The sequence below is a fragment of the Niveispirillum sp. genome, assembly GCF_017996735.1.
GTDB lineage: Bacteria > Pseudomonadota > Alphaproteobacteria > Azospirillales > Azospirillaceae > Niveispirillum.
On the sequence record NZ_JAGOGJ010000021.1, the window covers coordinates 1 to 23,856 of the forward strand.

20 protein-coding genes and 1 pseudogene are annotated in these 23,856 nt (G+C 64.0%); 9 read left to right on the top strand and 12 right to left on the bottom strand.

What is annotated here, in order from left to right; translation table 11 throughout:
• From KBA48_RS09430 to KBA48_RS09445, 4 genes and pseudogenes are all read left to right on the top strand, one after another.
• Window positions 1-466: pseudogene (locus KBA48_RS09430) on the top strand (VWA domain-containing protein); the annotation flags it as partial.
• A 161-nt stretch (window positions 467-627) separates the two neighbouring features.
• Entirely contained in the window at window positions 628-1,878 is a 1,251-nt protein-coding gene (locus tag KBA48_RS09435) for a peptidoglycan DD-metalloendopeptidase family protein (protein ID WP_292905550.1), read from the top strand.
• 2 nt (window positions 1,879-1,880) lie between these two features.
• Window positions 1,881-3,269, top strand: coding sequence for a S41 family peptidase (locus KBA48_RS09440; protein ID WP_292905552.1), 1,389 nt, complete (start codon window positions 1,881-1,883; stop codon window positions 3,267-3,269).
• Window positions 3,270-3,362: 93 nt separating this feature from the next.
• The gene (locus KBA48_RS09445) at window positions 3,363-4,625 is read left to right on the top strand and encodes a divergent polysaccharide deacetylase family protein (protein WP_292905554.1); all 1,263 of its coding nucleotides are present in this window, start codon (window positions 3,363-3,365) and stop codon (window positions 4,623-4,625) included.
• Between the two features lie 3 nt (window positions 4,626-4,628).
• On the opposite strand, the gene KBA48_RS09450 is transcribed toward KBA48_RS09445, so the two are convergent.
• The gene (locus tag KBA48_RS09450; RefSeq protein ID WP_292905556.1) at window positions 4,629-4,955 is read right to left on the bottom strand and encodes a hypothetical protein; all 327 of its coding nucleotides are present in this window, start codon (window positions 4,953-4,955) and stop codon (window positions 4,629-4,631) included.
• A gap of 242 nt (window positions 4,956-5,197) precedes the next feature.
• Here KBA48_RS09450 and KBA48_RS09455 point away from each other — a divergent pair, with 242 nt between their 5' ends.
• Window positions 5,198-7,096, top strand: coding sequence for a propionyl-CoA synthetase (locus KBA48_RS09455; protein ID WP_292905558.1), 1,899 nt, complete (start codon window positions 5,198-5,200; stop codon window positions 7,094-7,096).
• 293 nt (window positions 7,097-7,389) lie between these two features.
• On the opposite strand, the gene KBA48_RS09460 is transcribed toward KBA48_RS09455, so the two are convergent.
• On the bottom strand, window positions 7,390-7,857 hold the full coding sequence (locus tag KBA48_RS09460) for an Hsp20 family protein (RefSeq protein WP_292905560.1): 468 nt from the start codon (window positions 7,855-7,857) through the stop codon (window positions 7,390-7,392).
• A 295-nt stretch (window positions 7,858-8,152) separates the two neighbouring features.
• On the opposite strand from KBA48_RS09460, the gene KBA48_RS09465 reads away from it, so the two are divergent.
• Window positions 8,153-8,560, top strand: coding sequence for a DUF1465 family protein (locus tag KBA48_RS09465; protein ID WP_367273827.1), 408 nt, complete (start codon window positions 8,153-8,155; stop codon window positions 8,558-8,560).
• A 19-nt stretch (window positions 8,561-8,579) separates the two neighbouring features.
• Here KBA48_RS09465 and KBA48_RS09470 read toward each other — a convergent pair whose 3' ends face one another.
• The 4 genes from KBA48_RS09470 to KBA48_RS09485 all read right to left on the bottom strand — a co-directional run bounded on the left by KBA48_RS09470 (window position 8,580) and on the right by KBA48_RS09485 (window position 12,147).
• Complete coding sequence (locus KBA48_RS09470) at window positions 8,580-9,320, bottom strand: protein phosphatase CheZ (protein ID WP_292905564.1); 741 nt, start codon at window positions 9,318-9,320, stop codon at window positions 8,580-8,582.
• A 202-nt stretch (window positions 9,321-9,522) separates the two neighbouring features.
• A complete protein-coding gene (locus KBA48_RS09475; protein ID WP_292905566.1) occupies window positions 9,523-10,386 on the bottom strand; it encodes a 23S rRNA (adenine(2030)-N(6))-methyltransferase RlmJ in 864 nt (287 codons plus the stop codon).
• A gap of 1 nt (window position 10,387) precedes the next feature.
• Window positions 10,388-11,329 carry a DMT family transporter gene (locus KBA48_RS09480; protein ID WP_292905568.1) on the bottom strand — a complete coding sequence of 314 codons (942 nt, stop codon included), beginning with the start codon at window positions 11,327-11,329 and terminating at the stop codon, window positions 10,388-10,390.
• Window positions 11,330-11,478: 149 nt separating this feature from the next.
• Window positions 11,479-12,147 (bottom strand): transglycosylase SLT domain-containing protein, encoded by a 669-nt coding sequence (locus tag KBA48_RS09485; protein ID WP_292905570.1) that lies wholly within the window; start codon window positions 12,145-12,147, stop codon window positions 11,479-11,481.
• Between the two features lie 316 nt (window positions 12,148-12,463).
• On the opposite strand from KBA48_RS09485, the gene KBA48_RS09490 reads away from it, so the two are divergent.
• A complete protein-coding gene (locus KBA48_RS09490; protein ID WP_292905572.1) occupies window positions 12,464-13,744 on the top strand; it encodes a methyltransferase domain-containing protein in 1,281 nt (426 codons plus the stop codon).
• A gap of 58 nt (window positions 13,745-13,802) precedes the next feature.
• Here KBA48_RS09490 and accC read toward each other — a convergent pair whose 3' ends face one another.
• The 4 genes from accC to KBA48_RS09510 all read right to left on the bottom strand — a co-directional run bounded on the left by accC (window position 13,803) and on the right by KBA48_RS09510 (window position 17,803).
• Window positions 13,803-15,149 carry an acetyl-CoA carboxylase biotin carboxylase subunit gene (accC, locus tag KBA48_RS09495; protein WP_292905665.1) on the bottom strand — a complete coding sequence of 449 codons (1,347 nt, stop codon included), beginning with the start codon at window positions 15,147-15,149 and terminating at the stop codon, window positions 13,803-13,805.
• Window positions 15,150-15,180: 31 nt separating this feature from the next.
• Window positions 15,181-15,651, bottom strand: a complete 471-nt coding sequence (gene accB / locus KBA48_RS09500) for an acetyl-CoA carboxylase biotin carboxyl carrier protein (protein WP_292905574.1) — start codon at window positions 15,649-15,651, stop codon at window positions 15,181-15,183.
• Between the two features lie 34 nt (window positions 15,652-15,685).
• Window positions 15,686-16,144 (bottom strand): type II 3-dehydroquinate dehydratase, encoded by a 459-nt coding sequence (gene aroQ / locus KBA48_RS09505; protein ID WP_292905576.1) that lies wholly within the window; start codon window positions 16,142-16,144, stop codon window positions 15,686-15,688.
• 885 nt (window positions 16,145-17,029) lie between these two features.
• Window positions 17,030-17,803 carry a DsbA family protein gene (locus KBA48_RS09510; RefSeq protein ID WP_292905578.1) on the bottom strand — a complete coding sequence of 258 codons (774 nt, stop codon included), beginning with the start codon at window positions 17,801-17,803 and terminating at the stop codon, window positions 17,030-17,032.
• 215 nt (window positions 17,804-18,018) lie between these two features.
• On the opposite strand from KBA48_RS09510, the gene KBA48_RS09515 reads away from it, so the two are divergent.
• Window positions 18,019-19,611, top strand: a complete 1,593-nt coding sequence (locus tag KBA48_RS09515; RefSeq protein ID WP_292905580.1) for a DUF3369 domain-containing protein — start codon at window positions 18,019-18,021, stop codon at window positions 19,609-19,611.
• Between the two features lie 21 nt (window positions 19,612-19,632).
• Here KBA48_RS09515 and KBA48_RS09520 read toward each other — a convergent pair whose 3' ends face one another.
• Window positions 19,633-21,000 (bottom strand): M48 family metalloprotease, encoded by a 1,368-nt coding sequence (locus KBA48_RS09520; protein ID WP_292905582.1) that lies wholly within the window; start codon window positions 20,998-21,000, stop codon window positions 19,633-19,635.
• Between the two features lie 139 nt (window positions 21,001-21,139).
• Between KBA48_RS09520 and KBA48_RS09525 the strand changes: the two genes are divergently transcribed.
• Window positions 21,140-22,258: a pyridoxal phosphate-dependent aminotransferase gene (locus KBA48_RS09525; protein WP_292905667.1), complete on the top strand. Its 1,119-nt coding sequence runs from the start codon at window positions 21,140-21,142 to the stop codon at window positions 22,256-22,258.
• Here the strand turns inward: KBA48_RS09525 and KBA48_RS09530 are convergent.
• Complete coding sequence (locus KBA48_RS09530) at window positions 22,245-23,753, bottom strand: alkaline phosphatase D family protein (RefSeq protein ID WP_292905584.1); 1,509 nt, start codon at window positions 23,751-23,753, stop codon at window positions 22,245-22,247. The two genes, KBA48_RS09525 and KBA48_RS09530, sit on opposite strands and share 14 nt — an antisense overlap.
• Window positions 23,754-23,856 lie beyond the last annotated feature (103 nt).

The following is a 23,856-nucleotide window of genomic DNA, read 5'->3' on the forward strand; positions in this document are numbered from 1 at the left end:
GGATATCGGGGGGTCGATGGATGACCATATCCGCCTGTGCGAGGAATTGTTCAGCGCGGCACGTGGCGAGTTCAAGCATCTGGAATATTATTACTTCCACAATTGCGTCTATGAGGGCGTGTGGAAGGACAATAAGCGCCGGAATGTGGAGCGGCTGTCCACCTTCGACGTGATCAATACCTACGCTGCCGACTACAAGCTGGTCTTTGTCGGCGATGCCTCGATGAGCCCCTATGAGATCACCCAGCCAGGCGGCAGTGTGGAACATTTCAACGAGGAGGCGGGCATCGTCTGGATGCGCCGGCTGCTGGACAAATATCCGCATGCCATCTGGCTGAACCCGTCGGATGAACGCTACTGGTCCTATACGCAGTCCATCGGTTTGTTGCGCAAGGTCATGGATGATCGCATGTACCCGCTGACCCTGGCGGGGCTGGACGCGGGCATGCGGGAACTGATGCGATAAGGGGGAGCGGGGTTTGGCTGCCTTCTGCCCCATCGACGCCGCGACCGGTTGCCCTTACACTGCCGGAATGATGAGGGGTCATCCTGCATGCTTGTGTTAAATCAACGGTTTGTAAGATATCCTTCACCTTGATTCTCGCTCCGATTCGGGAAACTCTTTACTTGTCCCTGCGTTATCCGCCCGTTATCGCCCTGTCTTTGCTGCCGGCCCTGCTGGCGGCACCCGTTCTGGCGCAGGAGAAGAAGCCCGATCCGGCCAAGCAGCTTCAGCAGGTGCAGCGCGATCTGCAGGAAGCGGACAAGGCCAAGGCACAGTTGGATGCCAAGGCTGAGGCCCTTGAAAAGGAACTGGCCGACCTGCGCGCGCGCGCCATCGAGGCGGCAGACCAGCAGCGCAGCCAGGCCGACGAACTGGCCCGTCTGGAAGGCGCCCTGGGCGAGTTGGGGGAGGAGGAGAAGGCCCGGCTGGACAAGATCGAGGCCGACCGCGCCGCCCTGGCCGACCTGCTGGGCGCGTTGCAACGCCTGTCACGCCTGCCGCCCGACACGATGGTCGCGGCCCCGCAATCACCCAGCGATACCGTGAAAAGCGCGCTTCTGCTGCGATCGGCGGTGCCGGAGTTGAAGACCCGCGCCGATGCCCTGTCCAAGGAATTGCAGGGCCTGGTCGATCTGCGCCGTCAATTGGCACAGCAGAAGGACAAGACGGCGCGTGCGGCGGAAAGTCTGGCCCTGCGCCAGAAGGATCTGGCCACCCTGGTGGCCAGGCGCGAGGAAGTGTCGAAGAATACCGACAGCGAGCGTACCAGACTGGCCAGCCGCGTTGCGTCGCTGGGTGAGCGGGCGGGCGACCTCAAGGACCTGATCGAAAAGCTGGAAGCCGAACGCAGGGCCGAGGCGGCGCGTAAGGCGGAGGCCGAGCGGCGCCGGCAGGCACAGGTGGAGGCCGATCGCGAGAAGCGGACCCGCGATCGGGTGGCCGGTCTGAAACGCGCCCCGCCGGAGCCACAATCGGCCGGCATCCTGGGCGGCATGGTCGCCCCCGTCAGTGGCAAGGTGGTCAAGCGGTATGGCCAGACGGATGAGGTGGGGGCGACCAGTCGGGGCCTGACCTATACCGGTCGGGCTGGTGGCCCCGTTGTTGCACCGGCCGACGGGGCGGTGATGTTCGCGGGGCCGTTCAAGGGTTACGGGCTTCTCTTGATCCTTGAACATGCCAACGGATATCATTCCCTTCTGTCCGGTCTGGGGCGTATTGATGCCCAGGTGGGACAGCGCGTGCTGGGCGGGGAGCCGGTGGGACTTCTGTCGGGGGATGGGGACCCGACATTGTATTACGAGCTGCGGCGCGGTGGTCAGCCTGTCAACCCCGCGCGCGGCCTTGCAGCCTCCGACGGCAAAGGACAAGGTTGATCATGAGCAAGCTGTTCTCCACTGCCGCCATCGCGGCCCTGCTGGCCTTCACCGCCCCCCTTGGTGTGACGGACGGTGCCCAGGCGCGCGAACCGCTGAAGTCGGAAACCTATAAGCAACTGGACCTGTTCGCCGATGTGTTCGAACGGGTCCGGTCCGAATATGTGGAAGAGGTATCGGACGAACAACTGATCGAGGCGGCCATCGACGGCATGCTCACCTCGCTCGACCCGCATTCCTCTTACCTCAACAAGAAGAATTTCGCCGATATGCGGGTGCAGACCCGGGGCGAATTCGGGGGGCTGGGCATTGAGGTGACGACGGAGAATGGCTTCGTCAAGGTCATCTCCCCCATGGATGACACGCCGGCCGCCCGTGCGGGGGTGCAGCCGGGCGACTATATCACCCATCTGAATGACGAACAGATCGTTGGCCTGTCGCTGAACGAGGCGGTGGAGAAGATGCGCGGCCCCGTGGGCAGCGACATCAAGGTCACCATCCGTCGCGCCAGTGTCGCGGAGCCCATCCAGTTGAACCTGACCCGCGCCAGCATCAAGGTACAGTCCGTCCGTTTCCGCGTGGAGAACAATGTCGGTTATATCCGCATCTCCAGCTTCAACGAGCAGACGCAGCCCGGCCTGGACAAGGCCATGGCAAAGCTGAAGGAACAACTGGGGACCAAGCTGATCGGCTATGTCCTGGACCTGCGCAACAATCCGGGGGGGCTGCTGGATCAGGCCGTTTCGGTGTCCGATACCTTCCTGGAGAAGGGACGGGAGATCGTGTCCACCCGTGGACGCGGCGGCAAGGAAGGGGACCGTTACACGGCCAAGCCCGGTGACGCCGCCGACGGCCTGCCGGTGGTGGTCCTGATCAATGGCGGCTCGGCCTCGGCATCGGAGATTGTGGCCGGAGCCCTGCAGGACCATAAGCGCGCCATCATCCTGGGCACCCAGAGCTTCGGCAAGGGATCGGTGCAGACCATCATCCCGTTGCAGGGCCAGCAGAGTGCCATGCGCCTGACCACCTCGCGCTATTACACACCTTCCGGCAAGTCGATCCAGCAACTGGGCATCACCCCGGATATCGAGGTGCAGCCCGCCAAGATCGAGGAACTGGCTGCCGCCGGACAGCGCCGGCGTGAGGCCGACCTGCCCAACGCCCTGCGCAATACCGACCAGGGGGCCGCCGCCAAGCCGGCCCCGACACCGGCCCCCGGTGCGGCGGCACAGCCGCCTGCGCCAGCAGCCGCACCGGCACCCAACCCGGCGGCAACGCCCGTCGCCGCCAACAGCAATGCTGATGCACCGCCGGTGGATTACCAACTGGCCCGCGCCGTCGATCTGCTGCGGGGCGTGTCCTTGTTCAACCAACCAAAACACACCAATTAACCGAGCCAAAGCACCCGCACCGTGGCCTTGTTCCCGCTCTCCAGGAAAAAAAAGACGCAAGCCGACCCGGGGGATGGCGGAAGCGCTGCTGTATTGGCATCGCGTCTGGGGGCCAAGCGCCAGGCCAAGGCGCATGATCGGGCGGCCAAGAAGGACGGCAAGCGCTGGTCCTTCGGCCGCAAGGGCAAGAAGGCAAAGCCCGCCGCGGCCGACGCGATGGACCTGGCCTTTGTGGCCGATGACGAGCATGTGTCCGATCCGGGTGACGGGGCGGGCGCAACAGGCCGCAAGAAACATAAGAAGAAACGCGGGAAGCCGTCGCCGCCCTTGATCGGCGCCATGGTTCTGGTTCTGGCCCTGGCCGGTACCGCCACATGGCTGGCCATCGAGGCGCCGGAAACCAAGCGCCGGCTGGAATCGGTGCGCAGTCTGGGGCGTGGTGTGCCCGTGATGCTGCCTGATGGCACGCCGCGTTTTGCCGACGCGGCCCAGGCAGCGCCGGAGGAAGAGGTGCCGCTGGACCCGGTCGATATGCCGGTAACGCTGACACCGTCGCGCAATGACCAGTTGCTGGAGCGGCTGCGTGTGGGGCGGGTGCCGCGCGTGGCGCCCGATGGCACCGCGCCCTGGCAATATTATGCCCGCCCCTTTCCACAGGAGGACAAGCGGCCGCGCATCGCCATCGTCCTGACGGGTCTCGGCCTGTCGGAAGCGGCCACGCATGAGGCGATCGACCGGCTGCCGGGTGCCGTCACCTTCTCCTTCACCCCCACGGCGGAGAACTTGCAGGCCAAGGTGGACGAGGCGCGGGCCAAGGGGCACGAGGTGCTGCTGTCGGTCCCGATGCAGCCCGTCGGCTATCCCGCCAATGATCCAGGTCCCAACACGCTTCTGTCCAACCTGTCGGATGAAGAGAATGTCCGGCGACTGGAGGCGACGCTGGCGGCCTTTACCGGCTATGTCGGTGTGACGTCAAAGACCGACAGCGGGACGGAATTCCTGACCCAGCGGGAAAGCCTGCGTGGCGTATTGCTGCAGGTGCAGCGTCGGGGCCTTGTCTTTCTCGACCTGTGGCAGGTGTCGGGCAGCAAGGCGGCGGCCGTGTCCAAGGAATTATCGCTGCCCCGTGCCATCAGCGATCTGCAGATCGACCGCATCCCGTCTGGTATCGGCATCGATGCGCAACTGGCACAACTGGAACGCCTGGCCCAAGCCAATGGCGTGGCGGTCGGCTTTGCGGAAGTGAGCAATCCCGTCAGTCTGGAGCGGCTGTCGGTCTGGTCGGCGCGCCTGCGCGACCGGGGCATCGTTCTGGCCCCCGTCACGGCCATCGTGAACCGGCAGCCCGACCGATAAACCTCACACGCCCGTCGGGCGCTGCATCATCATGGCCTTGGATACGATCAGGGCGATGTTGTCGCCCTCTACCTCGATCGATTTGTTGGCCGTGCGGGGCAGGGGGATTTTGAGCTTGCGGCAGAACACGATCAGCATGGCCGCAACCTCGCTCTCCTCCATCTCCACCTCGCGATAGGTGCTGGACCCCGTGGCCTGGATCTTGACGCCCAGCACCAGGGGATCGGCGCTGCGGATGACGATCGGACCCAGAAGGCCCGGCGGCTGCTTCGTGGGGAACAGTTCACGGAAGGTCTTGACGGCTTCCCGGATGGCTTCCGGGGAAAACATGATGTGGCGGCTATCAACAATCATCGTGGAAAAAGCTTTCGGTCAGGCAATGAATGGCACGAATGTCGCAGACCAAGGTCGGGGATGAAACCGCGCGCGCGTTCCGGCTGATTCAAGTCCAGGATATTGCGGGTGATTACAGCCAGTTCTATCCCATTCGTACAGGGGCTTTCCATAAGCGGATGGGCGTAGATACAGCGGCCGAAGCACCACTGAAAGCGGAAAATCAAGGGGAGGATACAATGACCGGAGCCTACCATCCCATCCATGCCCGTTCACTGGCTGATCCGGCCGGTTTCTGGGCAGAGGCGGCGACGGCCATCGAATGGGATGCCTTCCCGGAAACCATCCTGGATGACAGTGACGCGCCCTTTTACCGCTGGTATCGCGGCGGACGGCTGAATATCTGCCATAATGCGCTGGACCGGCATGTGGCCGGTGGTCGCGCTGAACAGGCCGCCCTGATCTATGACAGCCCCGTCACAGGCGTGAAGCAGACCCTGACCTATGCCGCGTTGCTGGACAAAGTGTCACGGTTCGCCGGCGTGCTACGCGATCTGGGTGTGGAAAAGGGTGATCGGGTCATCATCTATATGCCGATGATCCCGGAGGCGGTGGTGGGCATGCTGGCCTGTGCCCGCATCGGGGCCATTCATTCCGTCGTATTCGGTGGGTTCGCCCCGCATGAACTGGCGACCCGTATCAATGATGCCACGCCCAAGGTGATCCTGTCGGCCAGTTGCGGCGTGGAGGGGGCCAAGGTTCTGCCCTACAAGCCGATGCTGGACGCCGCCATCGAACAGGCCAGCCACAAGCCAGACCATTGTGTGGTGTTCCAGCGTCCGCAGGTGGCAGCCTCGCTGGTTCCTGGTCGCGATGTCGACTGGACCGAGGCTTCGGGGTTGGCGGTGCCGGCGGCCTGCGTATCAATGGCGGCCACCGACCCGCTTTATGTCCTGTACACGTCCGGCACGACGGGACAGCCCAAGGGCGTGGTGCGCGACACCGGCGGTTATGCCGTGGCCCTGGAATGGACCATGGAGCATTTCTACGGCGCCAAGCCGGGGGAGGTATTCTGGGCCGCCAGTGACGTGGGCTGGGTTGTGGGCCATTCCTACATCGTCTATGGCCCCCTGCTGCATGGCTGCACCACCCTGGTCTATGAAGGCAAGCCCGTGGGCACGCCGGATGCCGGCGCCTTCTGGCGTGTGATTGCCGAGCACAAGGTGTCGGTGCAGTTCACCGCCCCCACGGCCTTCCGCGCCATCAAGCGGGAAGACCCGAATGGCGAATTGCTGCATCTCTATGACATGTCCAGTCTGCGCGCGCTGTTCCTGGCCGGGGAACGGTCGGACCCGGACACGCTGAACTGGGCAGAAACCCACCTGAAAGTCCCGGTGATCGACCATTGGTGGCAGACGGAAACCGGCTGGCCCGTGGCCGGCAACCCGCTGGGCATCGAACTGATGAAGGTGAAATATGGCAGTACCGCTGTCCCGTTGCCCGGCTGGGACATCCGTGTCCTGGCCCCGGACGGAACGGAGGTGAAGCGGGGCGATATCGGTGCCATCGTCGCCAAACTGCCGCTGCCGCCGGGCACGCTGCCCACCCTGTGGAATGCGCGCGACCGGTTCTTCAAAAGCTATCTTGCCGATTTCCCCGGCTATTATCAGACGTCGGATGCCGGTTTCATCGATAATGACGGCTATATCTATGTCATGGCCCGCACCGACGACATCATCAATGTCGCCGGCCACCGCCTGTCGACGGGGGCCATGGAAGAGGTGTTGTCGGGCCATCCCGATGTGGCCGAATGTGCCGTCATCGGCGTCGCTGATGATCTGAAGGGGCAGTTGCCGCTGGGTTTCATCGTGTTGAAACGCGGCGTGGACAGGCCCTATGCCGACATCATCAAGGAAGTGGTGAAGAAGGTCCGCGACGAGATCGGACCCGTCGCCGCCTTCAAGCAGGCCATCGTGGTGGACCGGTTGCCAAAGACGCGGTCGGGCAAAATCCTGCGCGGCACCATGCAGAAGATCGCCGACAGCGAACCCTGGAAGATGCCCGCCACCATCGACGACCCCATCATCCTGGACGAGATCGGCGATGCCCTGAAGGGCGCCGGCTATGCGAAAGGATAGGACAAGGGGTGCGCTAATTCGGCAACAATGATGACGATTTCTTTACGGTCATCGTTGTCATACGGACATGGCCGGTTGACCGGAAGGCGTCATGCACATAGGGTCGCCTTGCTCGTTCGGCAGAGTTGAACGGGTGGGGCTTCAGGGAAACGGGTAAAAAATAGAGGGCCGCCAACGTAGCGGCCCTCTTTTTATTTGCCTATGGATGTGTGTTGGCTTTGGACTGCCCGGGCAGGGGCAGCCAAGGGGAAGCGGGTGGCCGGAACCACCCGCTTTGGTCAGCAAGCCTGACGTCAGGCGGCAGCCGCCTGGGTCACGCCCGGCAGCGCGGCCGGGGTCAGGTTGCTGATCTGGATGGTGCGGGGCTTCATGGCCTCCGGCACCTCACGGACCAGTTCGATATGCAGCAGACCGTTTTCCAGCGCGGCATTGTTCACGCGGATATGGTCGGCCAACTGGAACCGGCGTTCAAACGCACGACCGGCAATGCCACGATGCAGGAAGGTGCCGCCCTGCTGTTCCTTCGCCTTGCCCTGCACGATCAGCAGGTTGGGATGGGCGGTGATTTCCAGATCGCCCAGGCCGAAGCCGGCAACCGCCATGGTGATGCGGTACTGGTCATCATCCAGCTTTTCGATATTGTACGGGGGGTAGGCGTTATGGCTGTTATCCTCGCCATTCAGCGCGCTTTCCAGCAGGCGCGTCACGCGGTCGAAACCGACGGTGGAACGGAAAAGCGGCGAGAGATCATAGCTGCGCATAGGTATCCTCCAAGAGCGATACGTTGAGGGTCAGGGCTCCCGCTATCGGCCAGCCCCTTGGTTTTGTGGCGTTTTTCGACCCCGACACCGGGCGTCGCTTCCACGCTTAATGAGTTAAGCAGCGCCCAATCCCCCTTCAAGAGGCGGGCACAAAAAATGTCCCATGCCGGATCAATGGTCGCCAGACCCCACCACCTACTTTTGCCACAATTGTCAGTCGGGATCGAAGGGCACACACTGATCCACTGATCAAGGCATGCATGGCGCCCAACGGAGCCAAGGATGCTGGAAGGAGATGCGGGTGACCCGACCGACGGCCTTCTTTAACCGCGCCTATGACGAAACCATGACGCTTCTGGTCGAGGCGCGGAACTATGTCGCCTATCAGGAAGCGACAGACCAGCGGGGCCTGCCGCCAACCGTCCGCCTGCAGGTATCCTATGAAAGCATGCGGGTGACCAGCCGCCTGACCCAGGTCATGGCCTGGATGCTGGCGCAGAAGGCGGTTCATGCCGGTGAATTGACGCAGCAACAGGCCGTGGGGGAGGATTATGCCCTGTCCGGCGGCACCATCTGTGCCGACCCGTCGGGTCCGGACAATCAGCAATTGCCCAACGCGCTGCGCTCCCTGCTGGAACGTAGCCACAGCCTTTACATGCGCACAACGCGACTTGAGGAGATGGTGAGGCGGAACGTGGCGTGACGTTCCGCCCGATGCCGGATCAATCGAACAGCGCGTCGATATCGGCCTGGGAAATGCTGCTGGGCTTGCCTTCCTGCGGCCCGTGCAGGGCCAGCCCGTTATCATGCTTAGAGATATCGGGCGGCAGGGGCATCGCCTCGAACTCCTTGGTGTTCCAGACAGACATCATGCCGTCGATACGTTCCTCGATAAAGGCCAGCGCCTGAACCACCTTGGTGATGCGCTGACCGGTCAAATCCTGGAAGTTGCAGGCTTCGAAGATGCGCAGGGTGACGTCATTAAGGTCCTTCAGGCGGCTGCTCTGATACCCTTCGGGTAACTGGGAGCGCACCTCGTTAACGATATCCTCGACCTCTTCGGCGGCGGAGATGATGGTGTTGGTGGCCGTTTCGGTTGCACGCACCACGGCGGATAGCTGTTCGCTGGCCTCCATGAACGTGTCCTGATTGGACAGCGGGTGGCGCAGGGCCGCCATCTCCAGCTTCGTGGCCTTGATCCGGCCCGCGATATCGGAGATTTCGATCTGGATCTTTTCGATCTGGGTATGGTCGACGGTCAGGAACCGGTCCAGTTTTGCGCCCAGGGCGCCGATGGCCGCTATCACCTCGCTATTGTCCATCTCGACATGAACGGGTGCGGGGGGCGGGGGCGGCAGGGCGGCTCCGGGACTGACGACGGCCGCTTCCCCGGCACGGGGAGTGGGCGACCTCTTGGCCATCTGGATTTCCGCCATGAAGGGTCGCCGCGGCGTATGCACCATTCCCATCTCTCCCCCATCCCCCGGTTGCCGACCGCGACCTATCCGAAAGGCTTCATACCATCGGGTGCGGCGCAGCACATTCGCACTGTGACCGAAGGCGGCGAAGCCTGCAAGACGGGATCAATGACCAAAAGATGAAGGAGGGGAACCGGCACACCACCAGATGCCTTCAATCGCCAGTCAGATGCTGCCATATCCTATGCTAGGCCGGTTTTCCGTTCTCATCCCGCAACCAGCGGCAGCCGACGGGACCGACGCCGGCCGCCAGGGCCGTTTGCAAGGCGGGCAGCAGGCTGGACAGCGTCTCTTCGGTTTTCCAGGGCGGGTTCACCAGAATCAGGCCGGAGCCATTCAGCCGGTCGGAACGGTCATCGTCCGACCAGCACAGTTCTGCCGCCAGCATCTTGGGAATGCCCGTATCCTCCAGCATCTGATGAAACTGCCAGACGGCGGCCCGGTCCTTCACCGGGTACCAGAGCAGATACTGGCCCGTGGCCCAGCGGCGATGGGCCAGCGCCAAGGCGGCCACCAGCCGTTCATATTCATCCGGTGCCTCGAACGGCGGGTCGATGACCACCAGGCCCCGGCGTTCCTTGGGCGGCAGGTGCGCCTTCAGTGACAGCCAGCCATCCATATGATGGACCGAGACCTGTACGTCACCCCGGAACAGGCTGCGCAGGGTCTGCACATCATCGGCGTGCAGTTCGGCCAGGAGCAGCCGATCCTGTTCACGCATCATCATGCGGGCGATCAGGGGGGAGCCCGGATAGGTCCGCACCCCGGCCGCCCCCTCATTCAAACGGGCCAGCAGATCCAGATAGGGTTTTGCCCCTTCCGGCAGCGACGCCGCCCCGTTACCGTCCATGACCCGGCGGATGCCGCGCAGTGCCTCACCCGTGCGGCTGGCCGCCTGATCATCCAGATCGTAACGGCCGATGCCGGCATGGGTGTCCAGCACAAAAAACGGCGTCTCCTTGGCCAGCAGCCGGTCCAGCAACCAGGCCAGGACGGCGTGCTTCATGACATCGGCGGCATTGCCCGCGTGGAAGATGTGGCGGTAGTTCATTTCAGTTGTTCTTCGTCATGGTCTGGGCCTTTACCGGGCTGGCCACGCCCAGGCGGGTTTCACGCACCGTGATGTAGACGCCGCTGGCGACCACGATCAAGGCGCCCAGGGCTACGGCCGGATGCGGAACCTCCCCCCAGATCAGAAACCCATACCCGGTGGCCCACAGCATGGCAGTGTAATCGAACGGGGCGATCACGGCCACCGGTGCCCCGCGATAGGCGGTGGTCAGAAACACCTGAGCCAATCCACCGATGACGCCCAACGTCACCAGAAGGGCTGCGTCCTGGGGCGTCGGCATCACGAATTCCCGCGACATGGCGATACCGGCCACGATGATGCCGGTGGCCATGAAATAGAACACGATGCTGGTACTGGGTTCCGTCGCCGACAGGCGCCTGACGGAGATCATGGCGCAGGCGGCCAGGAAGGAGGAGGCGAGGCCGAACAAGCTGCCGATCGCCTGGGTCCCGCCCGTCATGATCCCGTGCAGAAGGGTTGCATCCGGCCGCACCATGATCAGCACACCGCTGAACCCGACCACCAGCGCCACGGTCCGGCGCCAGCGCACCTTTTCCCCCAGCACCAGCACACCCAGCAGGGTGGTCCATAAGGGGGCGGTGAAGGCCAGCGCGGAGGCGTTGGCCAGCGGCAGATAGGTGATGGCCGTGAAGCCGCAGGTCATGGAGATGACGCCGATGATGCTGCGGGCCAGATGTCCCCATGGCCGCTGTGTCCGCAGTGACATGATCCCGCCGGCCCGCCAGATCAGTGGCAGAAGGACCACCATGGCAAACATGGCGCGGAAAAAGATGATCTGGCTGACCGGATAACGCCCGCCCAGCCATTTGATGCTGGCATTCATGGCGCTGAACAGCGTGACGGCCGCAACCATTGCCAGAATGGCGCGGGCGACAGGCGGCAATGTGGCAAGGCGCGGCATGAAGGGCGAATTCGGCAGCCGTGATGGACATCGCCATGCGTGCGCCATCATGCACAGCAACGCCAGCCCATCCTTCACATGGCTGACATGGCGACGTGCATTGATTTTATTTTAAAGATTACTGCTGGCCGGAAGGTCACGCAGGAGGATCAGCCGACGGGCGTATTCTCGTCATGCTTATCGAACGCGCGGCGCGTGCGGGGGCCGACCGACGGCGGGTTGCTGACATCGCATTTGCCCGACGTCATGATCAAATCAGCGCTGGAACCGGCACCCAGGCTAACCAATTGGTTCTTGATCTTGCACTGATAGGCGGCGGCCTTGACACCCGAGGAGCCGTTATACTTGGTCACGGCGGCAGCCCAGCTTCCCGTCTCCCGGCGCAAGGAAACCAGATACTTGGCGGCGTACCGGACATTGGCTTCCGGGTTCACGATCTTTTCGACCGGGCGAAAGGCCTGCTTGTGGTGGGCCAGCGACAATTGCATGCAGCCGGCATAGACATTGCCGCGCAGGTTGCCCTGGTTATCGCGCAGATAAGTGGCGGCTTCCGCCTCCGACCGCGGGAACAGCACACGACCACGCACATTCATAATGAAGGGGCTGGGTGTACCGCCGCCGCCGCTTTCGACCAGCGACACGGCCAGCAGGATGCCTTTGGGGATGTTCATTTCCTTCTCGGCCTCGACAATATGATCCAGGCAACCGGCGCGTGCCGGCAGGGCCAGGAGCATCAGTCCGATCAGGAAGGTGAAGGCGATCAGCAGGCCGGAATCCTGACGGGAGTGGGTGGCAACGCGGGATTGGCGCATCGTCATCTCAATCGTCCCCTTTGGTTCCGGTTATCCATGACGGGTCACCCCGCCGGTTTATCCCGCTTGCGTGCGGGTCCTGCAATCAGACCACCGTTACTCGAATGCGGTGGCCGCTCCCTCAAAGTCACCGGCTTCATGCACCGGCCGCATAGCAATCCCAGAATTGGCGCATTGGGTCAACCAAGAATCGTCGAAGTTGATGCGAGTTTGTCACATAGGCGGGATTTTTCACTGTTTGCGGCCTCTGTCGGGAACCCTGGAACATGCTATAGCGCCATTTCAGCCCCCAGATGTCCCCAGTCCATAACCAGGATTCGCCATGTCCGACCCCATCGCCCGTGCCTATGAATTGCTGGATGCCCAGGACCGGGCGGGCGCCATCGCGTGCCTGCGCACGGCCGAGGGGGCGGAGGCGACGGGGTTGCTGGGGGAATTGCTGCTGGAGCAAGGGGAGGCGCTTGATGCCGCCGACGCCCTGACCCGGGCGCTGGTGGCGGAACCCGACCATATCCCCTGGCGCCGCGCGCTGATGACGGCCCTTATGGCTGCGGGCCGGGCAGAGGATGCGCAGGCGGCGTGCCGCAGCCTGCTGGACCGCCGGCCGGACGACGCGGCGGGACAGGCCGGCATGGCCCGGTTGCTGCTGGATGCGGGCGACCGCGAGGGCGCCCTGGCCCACGCGCGCGATGCATGGTTCCTGGCGCGGGGGGACCTGACGGTCGTGACAGCCACGGCATCGGTCATGATCGACGCGGATGAAGGGGTTGCGGCGCTGGAGATGTTGGACGCCACGGTGCGGCGGGCGCATCCGGCCGACCCCGCGCAGCCCGCCGCCTGGGTGGCCATGGGCAAGGCCTGGCTGCATCTGGGGGAAGCGGAGAAGGCCACCAAGGCCTGGCGCATGGCGTTGCATCTGGATGACGAGGACAGGGCCGGCGCGGCGGCGCTGCTGGCCGGGCTGGTGCAGGCCGAACGGCAGACCAGCCTGCCGCCCGCCTTCGTGCGGGCGCTGTTCGATACCTATGCCGACCGGTTCGACCGTGAACTGGTGGGCAAGCTGCGCTATGACGCGCCGCACGCATTGCGGCAATTGCTGCTGGACCAGGGGGTGCCGGCGGGTGGCCGTGTGCTGGATGCGGGTTGCGGCACGGGACTGGCCGGTGTCGCCATGCGTGACAGGGCGGGGTCTCTGGCGGGCTTCGACCTGTCACCGCGCATGGTGGAAAAAGCGCGGGCGCGCGGCGTCTATGACATGCTCTGGGTGGGCGAACTGGTGGACAGCATGCTGTCCCGGCCGGACGCGTTCGATCTGGTCCTGGCCGCCGATGTGCTGGTCTATGTCGGTGACCTAGCCCCCGTCATGGCGGCAGCGGAACGGACCTTGCTCCCCGACGGCCGCTTTGCCTTCACCTGCGAACGCACACAGGGGGACGGGTTCGAACTGCATGAGGGCCGGCGCTTCGCCCATAGCGAGGCCCATATTAGGGAGGCGGTTCGTGCGGCGGGGCTGACGCTGTCCCACCTTGCCCACCACAGTACCCGCATCGACCGGGGCGATCCGGTGCCGGGCTGGATCGCACTGGCTGTGAAGGGCGCATGAAAAACCCCCGGCGGACATGCCGCCGGGGGTTCCCGTTTTCGGATTCCGAAACGATGGATCAGCCCTGCTCGCGCTTCATCCAGGCTTCCATCCACTTGATATCATAGTCGCCGTTGATGAAATCCGGCTCCGCGATGATCTTCTGGTGCAGCGGGATGGAGGTATCGACGCCAGAGATGACAAACTCCTCCAGCGCGCGGCGCAGACGCATCAGGCATTCATTGCGCGTGTTGCCATGGACGATCAGCTTGGCGATCATGCTGTCGTAATAGGGCGGCACGCGATAGCCGTCATAAAGCGCGCTGTCGACACGTACACCCAGGCCGCCCGGCGCATGATACTGCTTGATCTGGCCCGGCGACGGCATGAACGTTTCGGGGTGTTCGGCATTGATGCGGCATTCGATGGAATGGCCGTGGAACCGCACATCCTGCTGCGTATAGCCAAGGGGCGCACCCGTGGCCACGCGGATCTGCTCGCGCACCAGATCGACGCCCGTGATCATTTCGGTGATCGTGTGCTCGATCTGCAGGCGGGTGTTCATTTCGATGAAATAGAACTGCCCGTTCTCGTACAGGAACTCCATGGTCCCCACACCGCGATAGCCCAGAAGCTTGGCGGTGCGGGCGGCCAGCGAACCGACCTTCTCCCGCTCCTCGGCGTTCAGCGCGGGGGAGGGGGCCTCTTCCACCACCTTCTGGTGACGGCGCTGGATGGAGCAGTCACGCTCGCCGAAATGCACCACGTTGCCATGGTGATCGCCCAGCAACTGCACCTCGATATGGCGCGGGTTGGCGAGGTACTTTTCCAGATACACCTCGTCATTGCCAAAGGCGGCGCGCGCCTCGCCACGGGCGAGCGAATAGGCTTCCTTTAACTCGTCACGGCTGAAAGCGACCTTCATGCCCTTGCCGCCGCCGCCAGCCGCCGCCTTGATCAGGACGGGATAGCCGATCTGGTCCGCGACATTGGCCGCCGTTTCGAAACTGTCCACCGGACCGTCCGAACCCGGCACGCAGGGCAGGCCGCGCGCAATCACCGTCTTCTTGGCGGTGACCTTGTCGCCCATGATACGGATATGTTCCGGCGTCGGCCCGATCCAGGCAAAACCATGCTCGATCACCATATCGGCGAACTGCGCGTTTTCGGCCATGAACCCGATACCGGGATGGATGGCGTCGGCGCCCGTGATGGTCGCCGCCGACAGGATCGCCGGGATGTTCAGGTAGCTGTCCTTGGCGGCCGGCGGGCCGATACAGACGCTTTCGTCGGCCAGACGCACATGCATGGCGTCAGCATCGGCCGTGGAATGCACGGCCACAGTCTTGATCCCCATCTCGCGACAGGCGCGGTGGATGCGCAGCGCGATCTCGCCGCGATTGGCGATCAAGACTTTTTCGAACAGCCCGTCCTGGGATTTCACCGTCATGGGTCGATCACTCGACAATCAGCAGGGGCTGGCCGAATTCGACCGGCTGTGCGTTGGCGACCAGGATCTGGGTCACGGTGCCGCCCTTGGGGGCCTTGATCGGGTTCATGACCTTCATGGCTTCGATGATCAGGATGGTCTGGCCGGCCTTGATCGTGTCGCCTTCCTTCACGAAGGGCGGGGCGCTGGGTTCGGACGCCATATAGGCGGTGCCAACCATCGGCGACTTCACCGCACCCGGATGCTGGGCCGGAGCCACAGCGGCGGCAGGGGCCGGCGCGGCTGCGACCGGAGCCGCGGCCGGAGCCACCGGGGCGGGCGCATAGGCCGGGGCGTAGCCCATCGGGGCCGGCGGCGCGGCGCGGCTCAGCCGGATGCGGCGCTCGCCTTCCGAATATTCCATCTCCGTCAGGCCCGACTCCTCCAGGAGTTTGGCCATGGTGCGCACGAACTTGGCATCCAGATCGAAGCTCGACATGGTATTCTCAACCTTTTGAAAGGGACCGTGGGTTTCAGGACTGGGCCTTGGCGCGGACCAGGCGGTCGGCCGCCTGCAGCGCCAGGACATAGCCGTGGGAACCCAGGCCACATATGACCCCCCGCGCAGCCATCGAGACATACGAATGATGCCTGAACGGTTCGCGACGGAAGATGTTGCTCAGATGCACCTCAATGACCGGCAGGTCAACCGCCGTCAGCGCGTCCAGTATGGCCACAGAGGTGTGGGTATAGGCCCCGGCGTTCAAGAGGATGGCGGACCGGTTTTCACGGGCCTGCTGGATCCAGGTCACCAGTTCGCCCTCATGGTTCGACTGGCGGAAATCAATCTCAAGGCCCAGCCGCGCCCCTTCGGCACGGCACAGGGCCTCGACATCGGCCAGCGTCTCCGCCCCATAGATATGGGGCTCGCGGGTGCCGAGCATGTTCAGGTTCGGCCCGTTGAGGATAAGGATCGAAGGCTGTTGGGCCAAGTCGGCCGTCCCTAGTAATGATCACCAAAAGCCGGGGCGTTATAACATGACCAGCCACGGGGGCAATGGTCATCGACATGACGTAACGGAAGGTGGTCGGCCACATGCCTTTGTGATCGGGTTTCCCGAATCCTGTTGCTCCATGCCGGCGAACCGGGGCGGCCCGCCGCAGGGGGCGAACGATCGCGCCCGCCCAAAGGCCAGGGCACCGTAGACCAGCACCTGCGCTGGAAATGTGGCCAGCCGTTGAACATTGTCCATGGAAGGGCCGGCGGCGGCGGGGATATCGCCTTCGACCGGACCGTCGCCATCGGGAGGGGCGGTTGATCCGGCACCATGCGATCTTGCAGTGCCGTCCCATGACGGGGCACCAGTAAATTGAAATTAAAGGTTTTCAGGGGGACGATAATCAACCGCGCATCCGGGGCCGCGGTGCCGAAACCAAAGGGTGATGAGCGGACCGGGATGTGCCTCCACTACTGGTTCTACAGACATCCGGGTCCGGCGACGGCATCGCTTCTGGCATCTGCATAGGGTGGAAAGCAAAGCCCCATGGGACGCAGGTAATCATCTGTCGGCGGCATGTGATCGACACCCTTATCCGCATCCGGCTGTTCCACATCTGGCCGTTCGTTCAGGCGATGTCCCGGTTCCTGCACCCTCTGGTCGGAGGGTGTGGGGCAGGTCGCTTCGGGTCGCCTGTGCCTGCAAATAACCCAGGACCCTTTCCAGATTGCGACGAATCGCATCGTCGCAAATGCTAGTCGCCATGCGCCTTCCTGTTCCCGTCACGCCGCGAAAACGACGTGGTGGGAACAGGAGGGGAGCCGCGACCGGATCGTTCATCCCGGTGCTTATGATGCCAAATCCGGGATGGTACAGCCGTCAGCCGCCAGCCTTCTTCGCGGCGCGGGTAGCATTGAACAAGGCGATGAACTGTTCGGTTTCGATGGCGCCGGGCACCACCGTGTCGCCGATGACAAAACCGGGCGTGCCGCGGATGCCCAGCTTCTGGGCCAGTTCCATATTGGCCTTGATCTCCGCCTCGATGGCGGGATCCCCCATATCCTGTTCCAACTTCTTGACATCCAGCCCCACCTGTTTGGCGGCGGCGCGGATGGCGTCGCTGTCCAGGCGGCCCTCATGGCTCATCAGGGCGGTGTGGAACGCTTCGTACTTGCCCTGTTTGTTCGCGGCCAGGGCTGCCTTGGCCGCTTCCTTGGAGGAGGGGGCCAGGATGGGGAATTCCTTGTAGACGACGCGGACCTTGCCATCGCCCTTCACGGCGGCGCTGCGTTCCGGATGGGTGCGCTTGCAATAGCCGCAATTATAGTCAAAGAACTCCACCAGGGTGACGTCGCCCTTCGGGTTGCCGCCCACGGGCGACAATGCTGCTTGTTCCAGCGCCTGCCGATTCGATTTCAGCGCCTCGACCGTGGCTTTTTCCCCCTCGGCCTGCTGCTTCTTTTCCAGCGCTTCCATGGCTTCCAGCAGAATTTCCGGGTGGGTCAGCAGATAATCGCGGACGATCTGTTCCACGGCCGCCTTGTCCAACGGCTTGTCGGCGGCAGAAACGGGCAGGACCGGAAGGGTGGCTGAAACCGCGATTGCCGCAAGCAGGACCCGGAAGCGGCCGGAAACAGGAAGACGAAGGACCATGGTTCACACATCCATTGAATGATTGCCCGCACCATGGACCGGCATCGCGGCATACGCAACCGCGACGCGGAATGATCGACCCGTTTTCAAGAGGCTTGCCTACGGGCGCGAGCTATGCCGTGATACGTAAGTGTGCATTGGTACTGCCAATGGCAATGTGTCAACTTGGACCCATTGCGGTAATGCCCGGGAACGGGGCAGGTAGGAATGTGATCGTGGGGAGCGGCGACGGTCTGATGGCGGGGGGCGACGACGAATTCCTCTTCAAGGAGGAGGGGCCGGAGGTACCGGTCGCCCCGGATATGTCCGTGTCACGGCAGCCCTGGCTGATTCTGATCGTCGATGACGATCCGGAAGTGCATGCCATGACGCGGCTGGTGATGAAAAAATTCACCTATCGCGGCCGCCCCGTCCAGTTTCTGTCCGCCTATTCGGCGGAGGAGGCGTTGGGCATCCTGCGCAACGATCCCGGCATCGCCATGATCCTGCTGGACGTGGTGATGGAGACCGATGACGCCGGTCTGCGTCTGGTCCCCCGAATCCGAGACGAACTGGGCAATAGTCAGGTCCGTATCATCCTGCGCACGGGCCAGCCGGGTCAGGCGCCGGAGGATGACGTCATCCACGGCTATGACATCAATGATTACAAGGCCAAGACCGAACTGACGGCGCAGAAGCTGGGTACGGCCACGGTCGCCGCCCTGCGCTCCTTCGAACATATCACGGAGTTGATCCGCTCGCGGCAGGGCATGGAACGCATCATTGATGCCTCCGGCAGCCTGTTTGCCCTGCGCGCCATCGACAGGTTTGCCGAGGCGGTGCTGCGCGAACTGGCGCGGGTGCTGAACGCGCCGGTGGACGGGCTTGTCTGCGTGCCGCGCGGCAATGCCCGCGCCGATGCCCAGATCCTGGCTGCGTCCGGCCGCCATGCCGACAGTATCGGCCTGCCGCTGGGGCACAGCGTCGATCCCGGCCTGGCCGCCAAGGTCATGGACGTGCTGCGCGCCCGTCAGCATCATTTCGATGACAACGATGCCATCCTGTGGCTGCGCACAACCGACGGGCGCGACGCCGTGGCCTGCCTGCATGTGGGTCGTCCGCTCGACCAGCTTGAACGCAAGCTGGCGGAGGTGCTGGGTGCCAAGATCGCCATCGGCTTCGACAATCTGCACCTCTATGAACAGGTGAAGCGCTCACACAAGGCGGCGGTGATCGCGCTGGCCGGTCTGGCGGAATATAAGGACCCCGATGGCGGCGGCGACCATGGCTTGCGCCTGTCCCGGCTGGTGACGGAGATCGCCTTTGCCATGCGGTCGCAGGAAGGATGGGACACCACCATCGACGACGACTTCCTGGACCAGATCACCATGGGGGCCATGCTGTATGATATCGGCATGGTCGGCGTTCCCGACAGCGTGATCCGCAAGGATCAGCTTCTGGACGAGACAGAACGCCAGCAGATGGAACAGCATTGTGAACGCGGTGCCGCCATTCTGGAAAAGGCATCCCGGCTGGTGGAAGGCAGCAATTACCTGTCCTTCGGCGCTGCCATCGCCCGGGCCCATCATGAACGCTGGGACGGTAGCGGCTATCCGGGTGGGCTGTCGGGGACCGATATTCCGGCGGCGGCCCGTATCGTGGCCGTGGCCGATGTCTATGATGCCCTGACCCATCGCCGTTCCTGGCGCGAAGCGGTGCCGCTGGCCGATGCGTTGAAGACCATCGGGGACGGGGCCGGTACCCTGTTCGACCCCACGGTCGTGGCCGCCTTTTTCAAGGTGCGACAGTCGCGCGGGCGGATGCGGTAAAGCCGCATCCGCGTCTTGCCCTCAGTTATATTCCCGTGTCCCCGGATGGCTTTCGACCATCACGCGGATATCCTGCGCCCGGATCCATTCCGGCGAGCCGGCGGGCAGCATGCGTTCGGCCCGGTCGGCATGGTATTTGGCGGCCCGGATATCGCCGCGCGACAAGGCTTCTTCCGCGCGCGCATAGGCCAGCTGCGGCTGCATGTCCGCACGGCTGTAGGCGGATGACAGCAAGCGCCAGGTCAGGGCCGAATTATGCTCCAGCCGTGCCGCCGCCAGCAGATTGGTGATGGCCTCGTTCAGGAAACGGTCATTGCCCACCTCCAGCAGCGCATGGCCCAGGGCGTTGCGCAGCAGACCGGATTCCGGGTCCAGTCGCACAGACTCGCGATAGGGGATGACGGCGTCGGCGGCCTTCCCATCCTCGAACAGGATTTGGCCTTTCAGTTCATGGAAATAGGCGTTGTCCTTCTCCTGCGCGATCAGGCTGTCGGTGATGGTCAGCGCCTCACGCACATTGCCCCGCTGATAGAGCGCGATGGCGCGGGCATAGCGGGCGGGGATGCCGGTATCGGTCGGTGAATAATGGCGCAACGCCACTTCCGGCCGCATGAAGCCCATCAGCTTGGCCACCATGCGTTCATGCATGGTGTAAAATTCTTCTGGTAACCGCTTGCCATTATTCTTGGATTTCGTTTCCACGAAATTGCGGATGGCCTCGATGCGGTTGCGGGTCAGGGGGTGGGTGCGGACAAATTCCACCTGCCGGCTTTCGGGCAGCAGTTCCTGCCCGGCCAGCCGCTGCATCATCTTCATCAGACCTTCGGACGACCAGCCCAGCTTTTCCAGATACTGCATCGCCGCCTCGTCGGCGGAGCCTTCCTGGCCGCGCGTGAAGGCAAAGAAGGTGCGCATGGCCGCTTCCTGCCCGCCGCCCATCAGGCCGATGCCCACATCGGTGCGGCCCGCACCGATGGCGGCGGCCATGCCCAGCAGGGTGAAGATGCTGGCGATGGTGGCGGCGTTCGACATGGCGTCGCCGGCGCGGGCCAGATGGCCGCCGGCGATATGGCCGGTTTCGTGCGCCGTCACGCCGACCAGTTCGTCCACCGTCGTGTCCATCAGGAAGCCGGTATGGAAGAACATGTTCTGCCCGCCCGCGACGAAGGCGTTCAGGCTGTCATCATTGACCATGGCGATGGTCACCGATTCCGGCACGACCCCTGCCACCTGCAGGATGGGGGTGGTATAGACGCGCAGGATGTGTTCGATTTCAGTGTCGCGGATAAAACTGATCGACCTCTGCGCCATGGCGGGTTGCACCGCCAGGGTCGCCGACATAAACAACGCCACGGCCGCACTGGCAATCCGCTTTGGAACCGCAAACATGTCTCTATCCATCGGCAAGGCCCCTCGGCCCGACACTAGCCACGAAAAACATGGCGAGGGAAGGGCGAGTTTGAAAGCCCCGGTCGGTGAAAGTGCCTGGACACCCTCCCGGCGCGGCAGCGTGGCACCCTTCATCGTGATGGAGGTGATGCGTGCGGCCAATGAGCGCGCGGCGGCCGGCGGCGATGTCCTGCATCTGGAGATCGGCCAGCCGGGAACCCCGGCGCCCAGGGGCGTGATTGCGGCGGCGCATGCGGCCCTGGATAATGACCGCATCGCCTATACCGACGCGTTCGGCATTCCCCCCCTGCGGGAGGCCATCGCCCGCTGGTATCGCGACCATTACGGCGTGTCGGTTCCGGCCGAACGTATCGCGGTGACCACGGGGTCATCGGCCGGGTTCCTGCTGGGCTTTCTGGCGGCGTTCGAACCGGGTGACCGGGTGGCGCTGGCGGCCCCCGGCTATCCCGCCTATCGCAACATCCTGCGGGCGCTGGACCTTGTGCCCGTCGAAATTCCCACCGGCCCTGAAACGCGGTTCCAGCCCACGCCGGCCCTGCTGGCGGCGCTGGACCAGCCCGTGAAGGGGCTGATCGTGGCCAGCCCGTCCAACCCGGCCGGCACCATGCTGTCGCCGGAGGCCTTGCGCGACCTGGCGCTCTGGTGCGAGGCGAACGGCGTTCGCCTGATCTCCGACGAGATCTATCACGGCATCGAATTCACCGCTCTGAAGGGGCAAACCGCTTTGGCCTTCAGCGAGCGGGCCCTCGTCATCAACAGCTTTTCCAAATATTTCAGCATGACCGGCTGGCGCCTGGGCTGGATGGTGGTGCCGCCCGAACTGGTGCGGTCCGCCGAATGCCTGGCGCAGAATCTCTATATCTCCGCCCCGACCCTGTCGCAGCGGGCCGCCATCGCGGCGTTTGACTGCACGCCGGAGGCGGATGGCCATGTCACGCGCTATCGCCGCAGCCGCGATTTGCTGCTGAACGAACTGCCGCGCGCCGGTTTTGATAATCTGGCCCCGGCCGATGGTGCCTTCTATGTCTATGCTGATGTCAGCGGCCTGACCGATGACAGCGAAGCCTTCTGCAAACGCATCCTGGCGGAAACCGGTGTGGCCATCACGCCGGGCCTGGATTTCGATACGCAGCGCGGCCACCGCTATCTGCGGATCAGTTTCGCGGCGGCAGAGGCGGAAGTGGCGGAAGCGGCCCGACGGCTGGTCGCCTGGCGGCGGGGCTTTAGCGCAGGGTGACGGACCAGGCAGTGTCGCGCGTTTCCGAATGCCATTCGGCCCGCAGGTCTCCATCATCCTGCCCCATGATGGTCAGGTAGTTGCGCTGGGCCAGCAGCCGGCGGCCATTCTCGTCCATCGGTTCCATGGTCAGGGTCAGGCGGTCCCACAGGCTTTCCCGCCGTGCGGCCAGCCGTTCCATCACCTCCACCCCCAGCCCGTTGGGGGGGGGATGCACGATGCCGGAACTGACCAGTTGCCGGATTCGGGTACCGGGACCGGACAGGACACCATTGGCCGCCAGATGCACCTCTCCCGACAGGATGGTGACGCAGGCGCCGCTGCGCCGGGCAAAATCGGCCAGGATGCGCAGCACCGTGCGCCATTCCTCCAGGTGCGCCGGGCTGCGCCATTGGTCGCGCAGGTCATCCTCCATCGACTGACGCCCCGGCAGCAGGTTCAGCACCCGCTCCGCAAAGCCGAATCCGGGGAAGATCAGCGGGACCGACGACATCAGCAGCAGATGCCGACAGGACGCGAACCGTTCCAGCCATTCCGGCAGTTCCGACAGGGTGGCGGGTGACATGACCTGACTGTCCGTCCGCTCGCTGCGCAGGTCGGGTGCCAGCACCCCGATACCGTTCAGCATCAACCCCTGGCTGAAGCCGGGCGGACCGGCGGCCAGCAGCGTGTCGGAAGGATCATCTTCCCCCATGCCCACCTGAAACAGCCGGAAGGCCCGGCGCGCGGCGGCATAGATGGCCTGGTAGGCGGGGCTGTCCAGCAGTTCGGCCGGATGCGATCCCCAGCCATCGATGATGTCATGGTCGTCCCACATGCAGAGCGAGGCCACGCCCGCCTGCATCGCCGCCGGCTCGGCCAATGTCCAGGCATGCAGGTATGTCGCGATATACCAGGCCTCCAACTGGGCCTCCAGGTCCGGGCCGGCCGCCAGACCCGGTCGCTTCATCAGCTTCTTGGTGGCCGAAAGCTGCCGCAGCGCGGGTACCCGTTCCCACAGGCCATCGGCATAGACCTGATCGCCCCCCATCAGCAGCAGGTGCAGCGGCTGCGCCCGGTGGCGGCCCAGCAGGCGTGCCCAGAGCGCATTGCGCTTCAGCCCCGCCTCCTCAATGGCGCCTTCATCCTCGCAGCCGCCGCAACTGACGAAGGCGATACGCGGGGCGATGGCCGTGCCGGGGATCGACAGGGTCCAGCGCCGTTCATCGTCCTGGAACCCATAGGCGGCCCGCCCATCTTGCAGCCCGCGCGGCACGGCGAAATCATAGCGCCACATGCGCAGAATGCCCGGCGGGCAGGGAACACCCGTCGGCCCCACGGGCGGCAAATCCTTCCATTCATGCAGAAAACGCGGCGGCACGGGCAGGGTGACGCCATCCACCCGCAGATCGGGCGGTTCCGCATCGCCGGCCAGCAGAAAACAGGCGGACACACGCCAGCGCTGGCCCGACCCGGTCGCGCCCTGGGCACCGCGTGCCCGGAGCAGCGGACCCAACAGGATCACCGGCGGTGCCGGTCGCGGGCGGGCACGCTTTCGGGAAGGGGGATTGGTGGGACTCATCGGCCTCAAATGGGTGATGGGCGGGCGGGACCAAGCT

Coding starts and splice junctions, on each gene's coding strand:
- KBA48_RS09490 (WP_292905572.1), top strand. CDS start 12,464: ATGTCCGACCCCATCGCCCGTGCCTATGAATTGCTGGATGCCCAGGAC.
- KBA48_RS09455 (WP_292905558.1), top strand. CDS start 5,198: ATGACCGGAGCCTACCATCCCATCCATGCCCGTTCACTGGCTGATCCG.
- KBA48_RS09465 (WP_367273827.1), top strand. CDS start 8,153: ATGCGGGTGACCCGACCGACGGCCTTCTTTAACCGCGCCTATGACGAA.
- KBA48_RS09470 (WP_292905564.1), bottom strand. CDS start 9,320: ATGGTGCATACGCCGCGGCGACCCTTCATGGCGGAAATCCAGATGGCC.
- accB (WP_292905574.1), bottom strand. CDS start 15,651: ATGTCGAGCTTCGATCTGGATGCCAAGTTCGTGCGCACCATGGCCAAA.
- KBA48_RS09475 (WP_292905566.1), bottom strand. CDS start 10,386: ATGAACTACCGCCACATCTTCCACGCGGGCAATGCCGCCGATGTCATG.
- KBA48_RS09520 (WP_292905582.1), bottom strand. CDS start 21,000: ATGTTTGCGGTTCCAAAGCGGATTGCCAGTGCGGCCGTGGCGTTGTTT.
- KBA48_RS09460 (WP_292905560.1), bottom strand. CDS start 7,857: ATGCGCAGCTATGATCTCTCGCCGCTTTTCCGTTCCACCGTCGGTTTC.
- KBA48_RS09450 (WP_292905556.1), bottom strand. CDS start 4,955: ATGTTTTCCCCGGAAGCCATCCGGGAAGCCGTCAAGACCTTCCGTGAA.
- KBA48_RS09510 (WP_292905578.1), bottom strand. CDS start 17,803: ATGGTCCTTCGTCTTCCTGTTTCCGGCCGCTTCCGGGTCCTGCTTGCG.
- KBA48_RS09485 (WP_292905570.1), bottom strand. CDS start 12,147: ATGACGATGCGCCAATCCCGCGTTGCCACCCACTCCCGTCAGGATTCC.
- KBA48_RS09440 (WP_292905552.1), top strand. CDS start 1,881: ATGAGCAAGCTGTTCTCCACTGCCGCCATCGCGGCCCTGCTGGCCTTC.
- KBA48_RS09480 (WP_292905568.1), bottom strand. CDS start 11,329: ATGCCGCGCCTTGCCACATTGCCGCCTGTCGCCCGCGCCATTCTGGCA.
- KBA48_RS09525 (WP_292905667.1), top strand. CDS start 21,140: ATGGAGGTGATGCGTGCGGCCAATGAGCGCGCGGCGGCCGGCGGCGAT.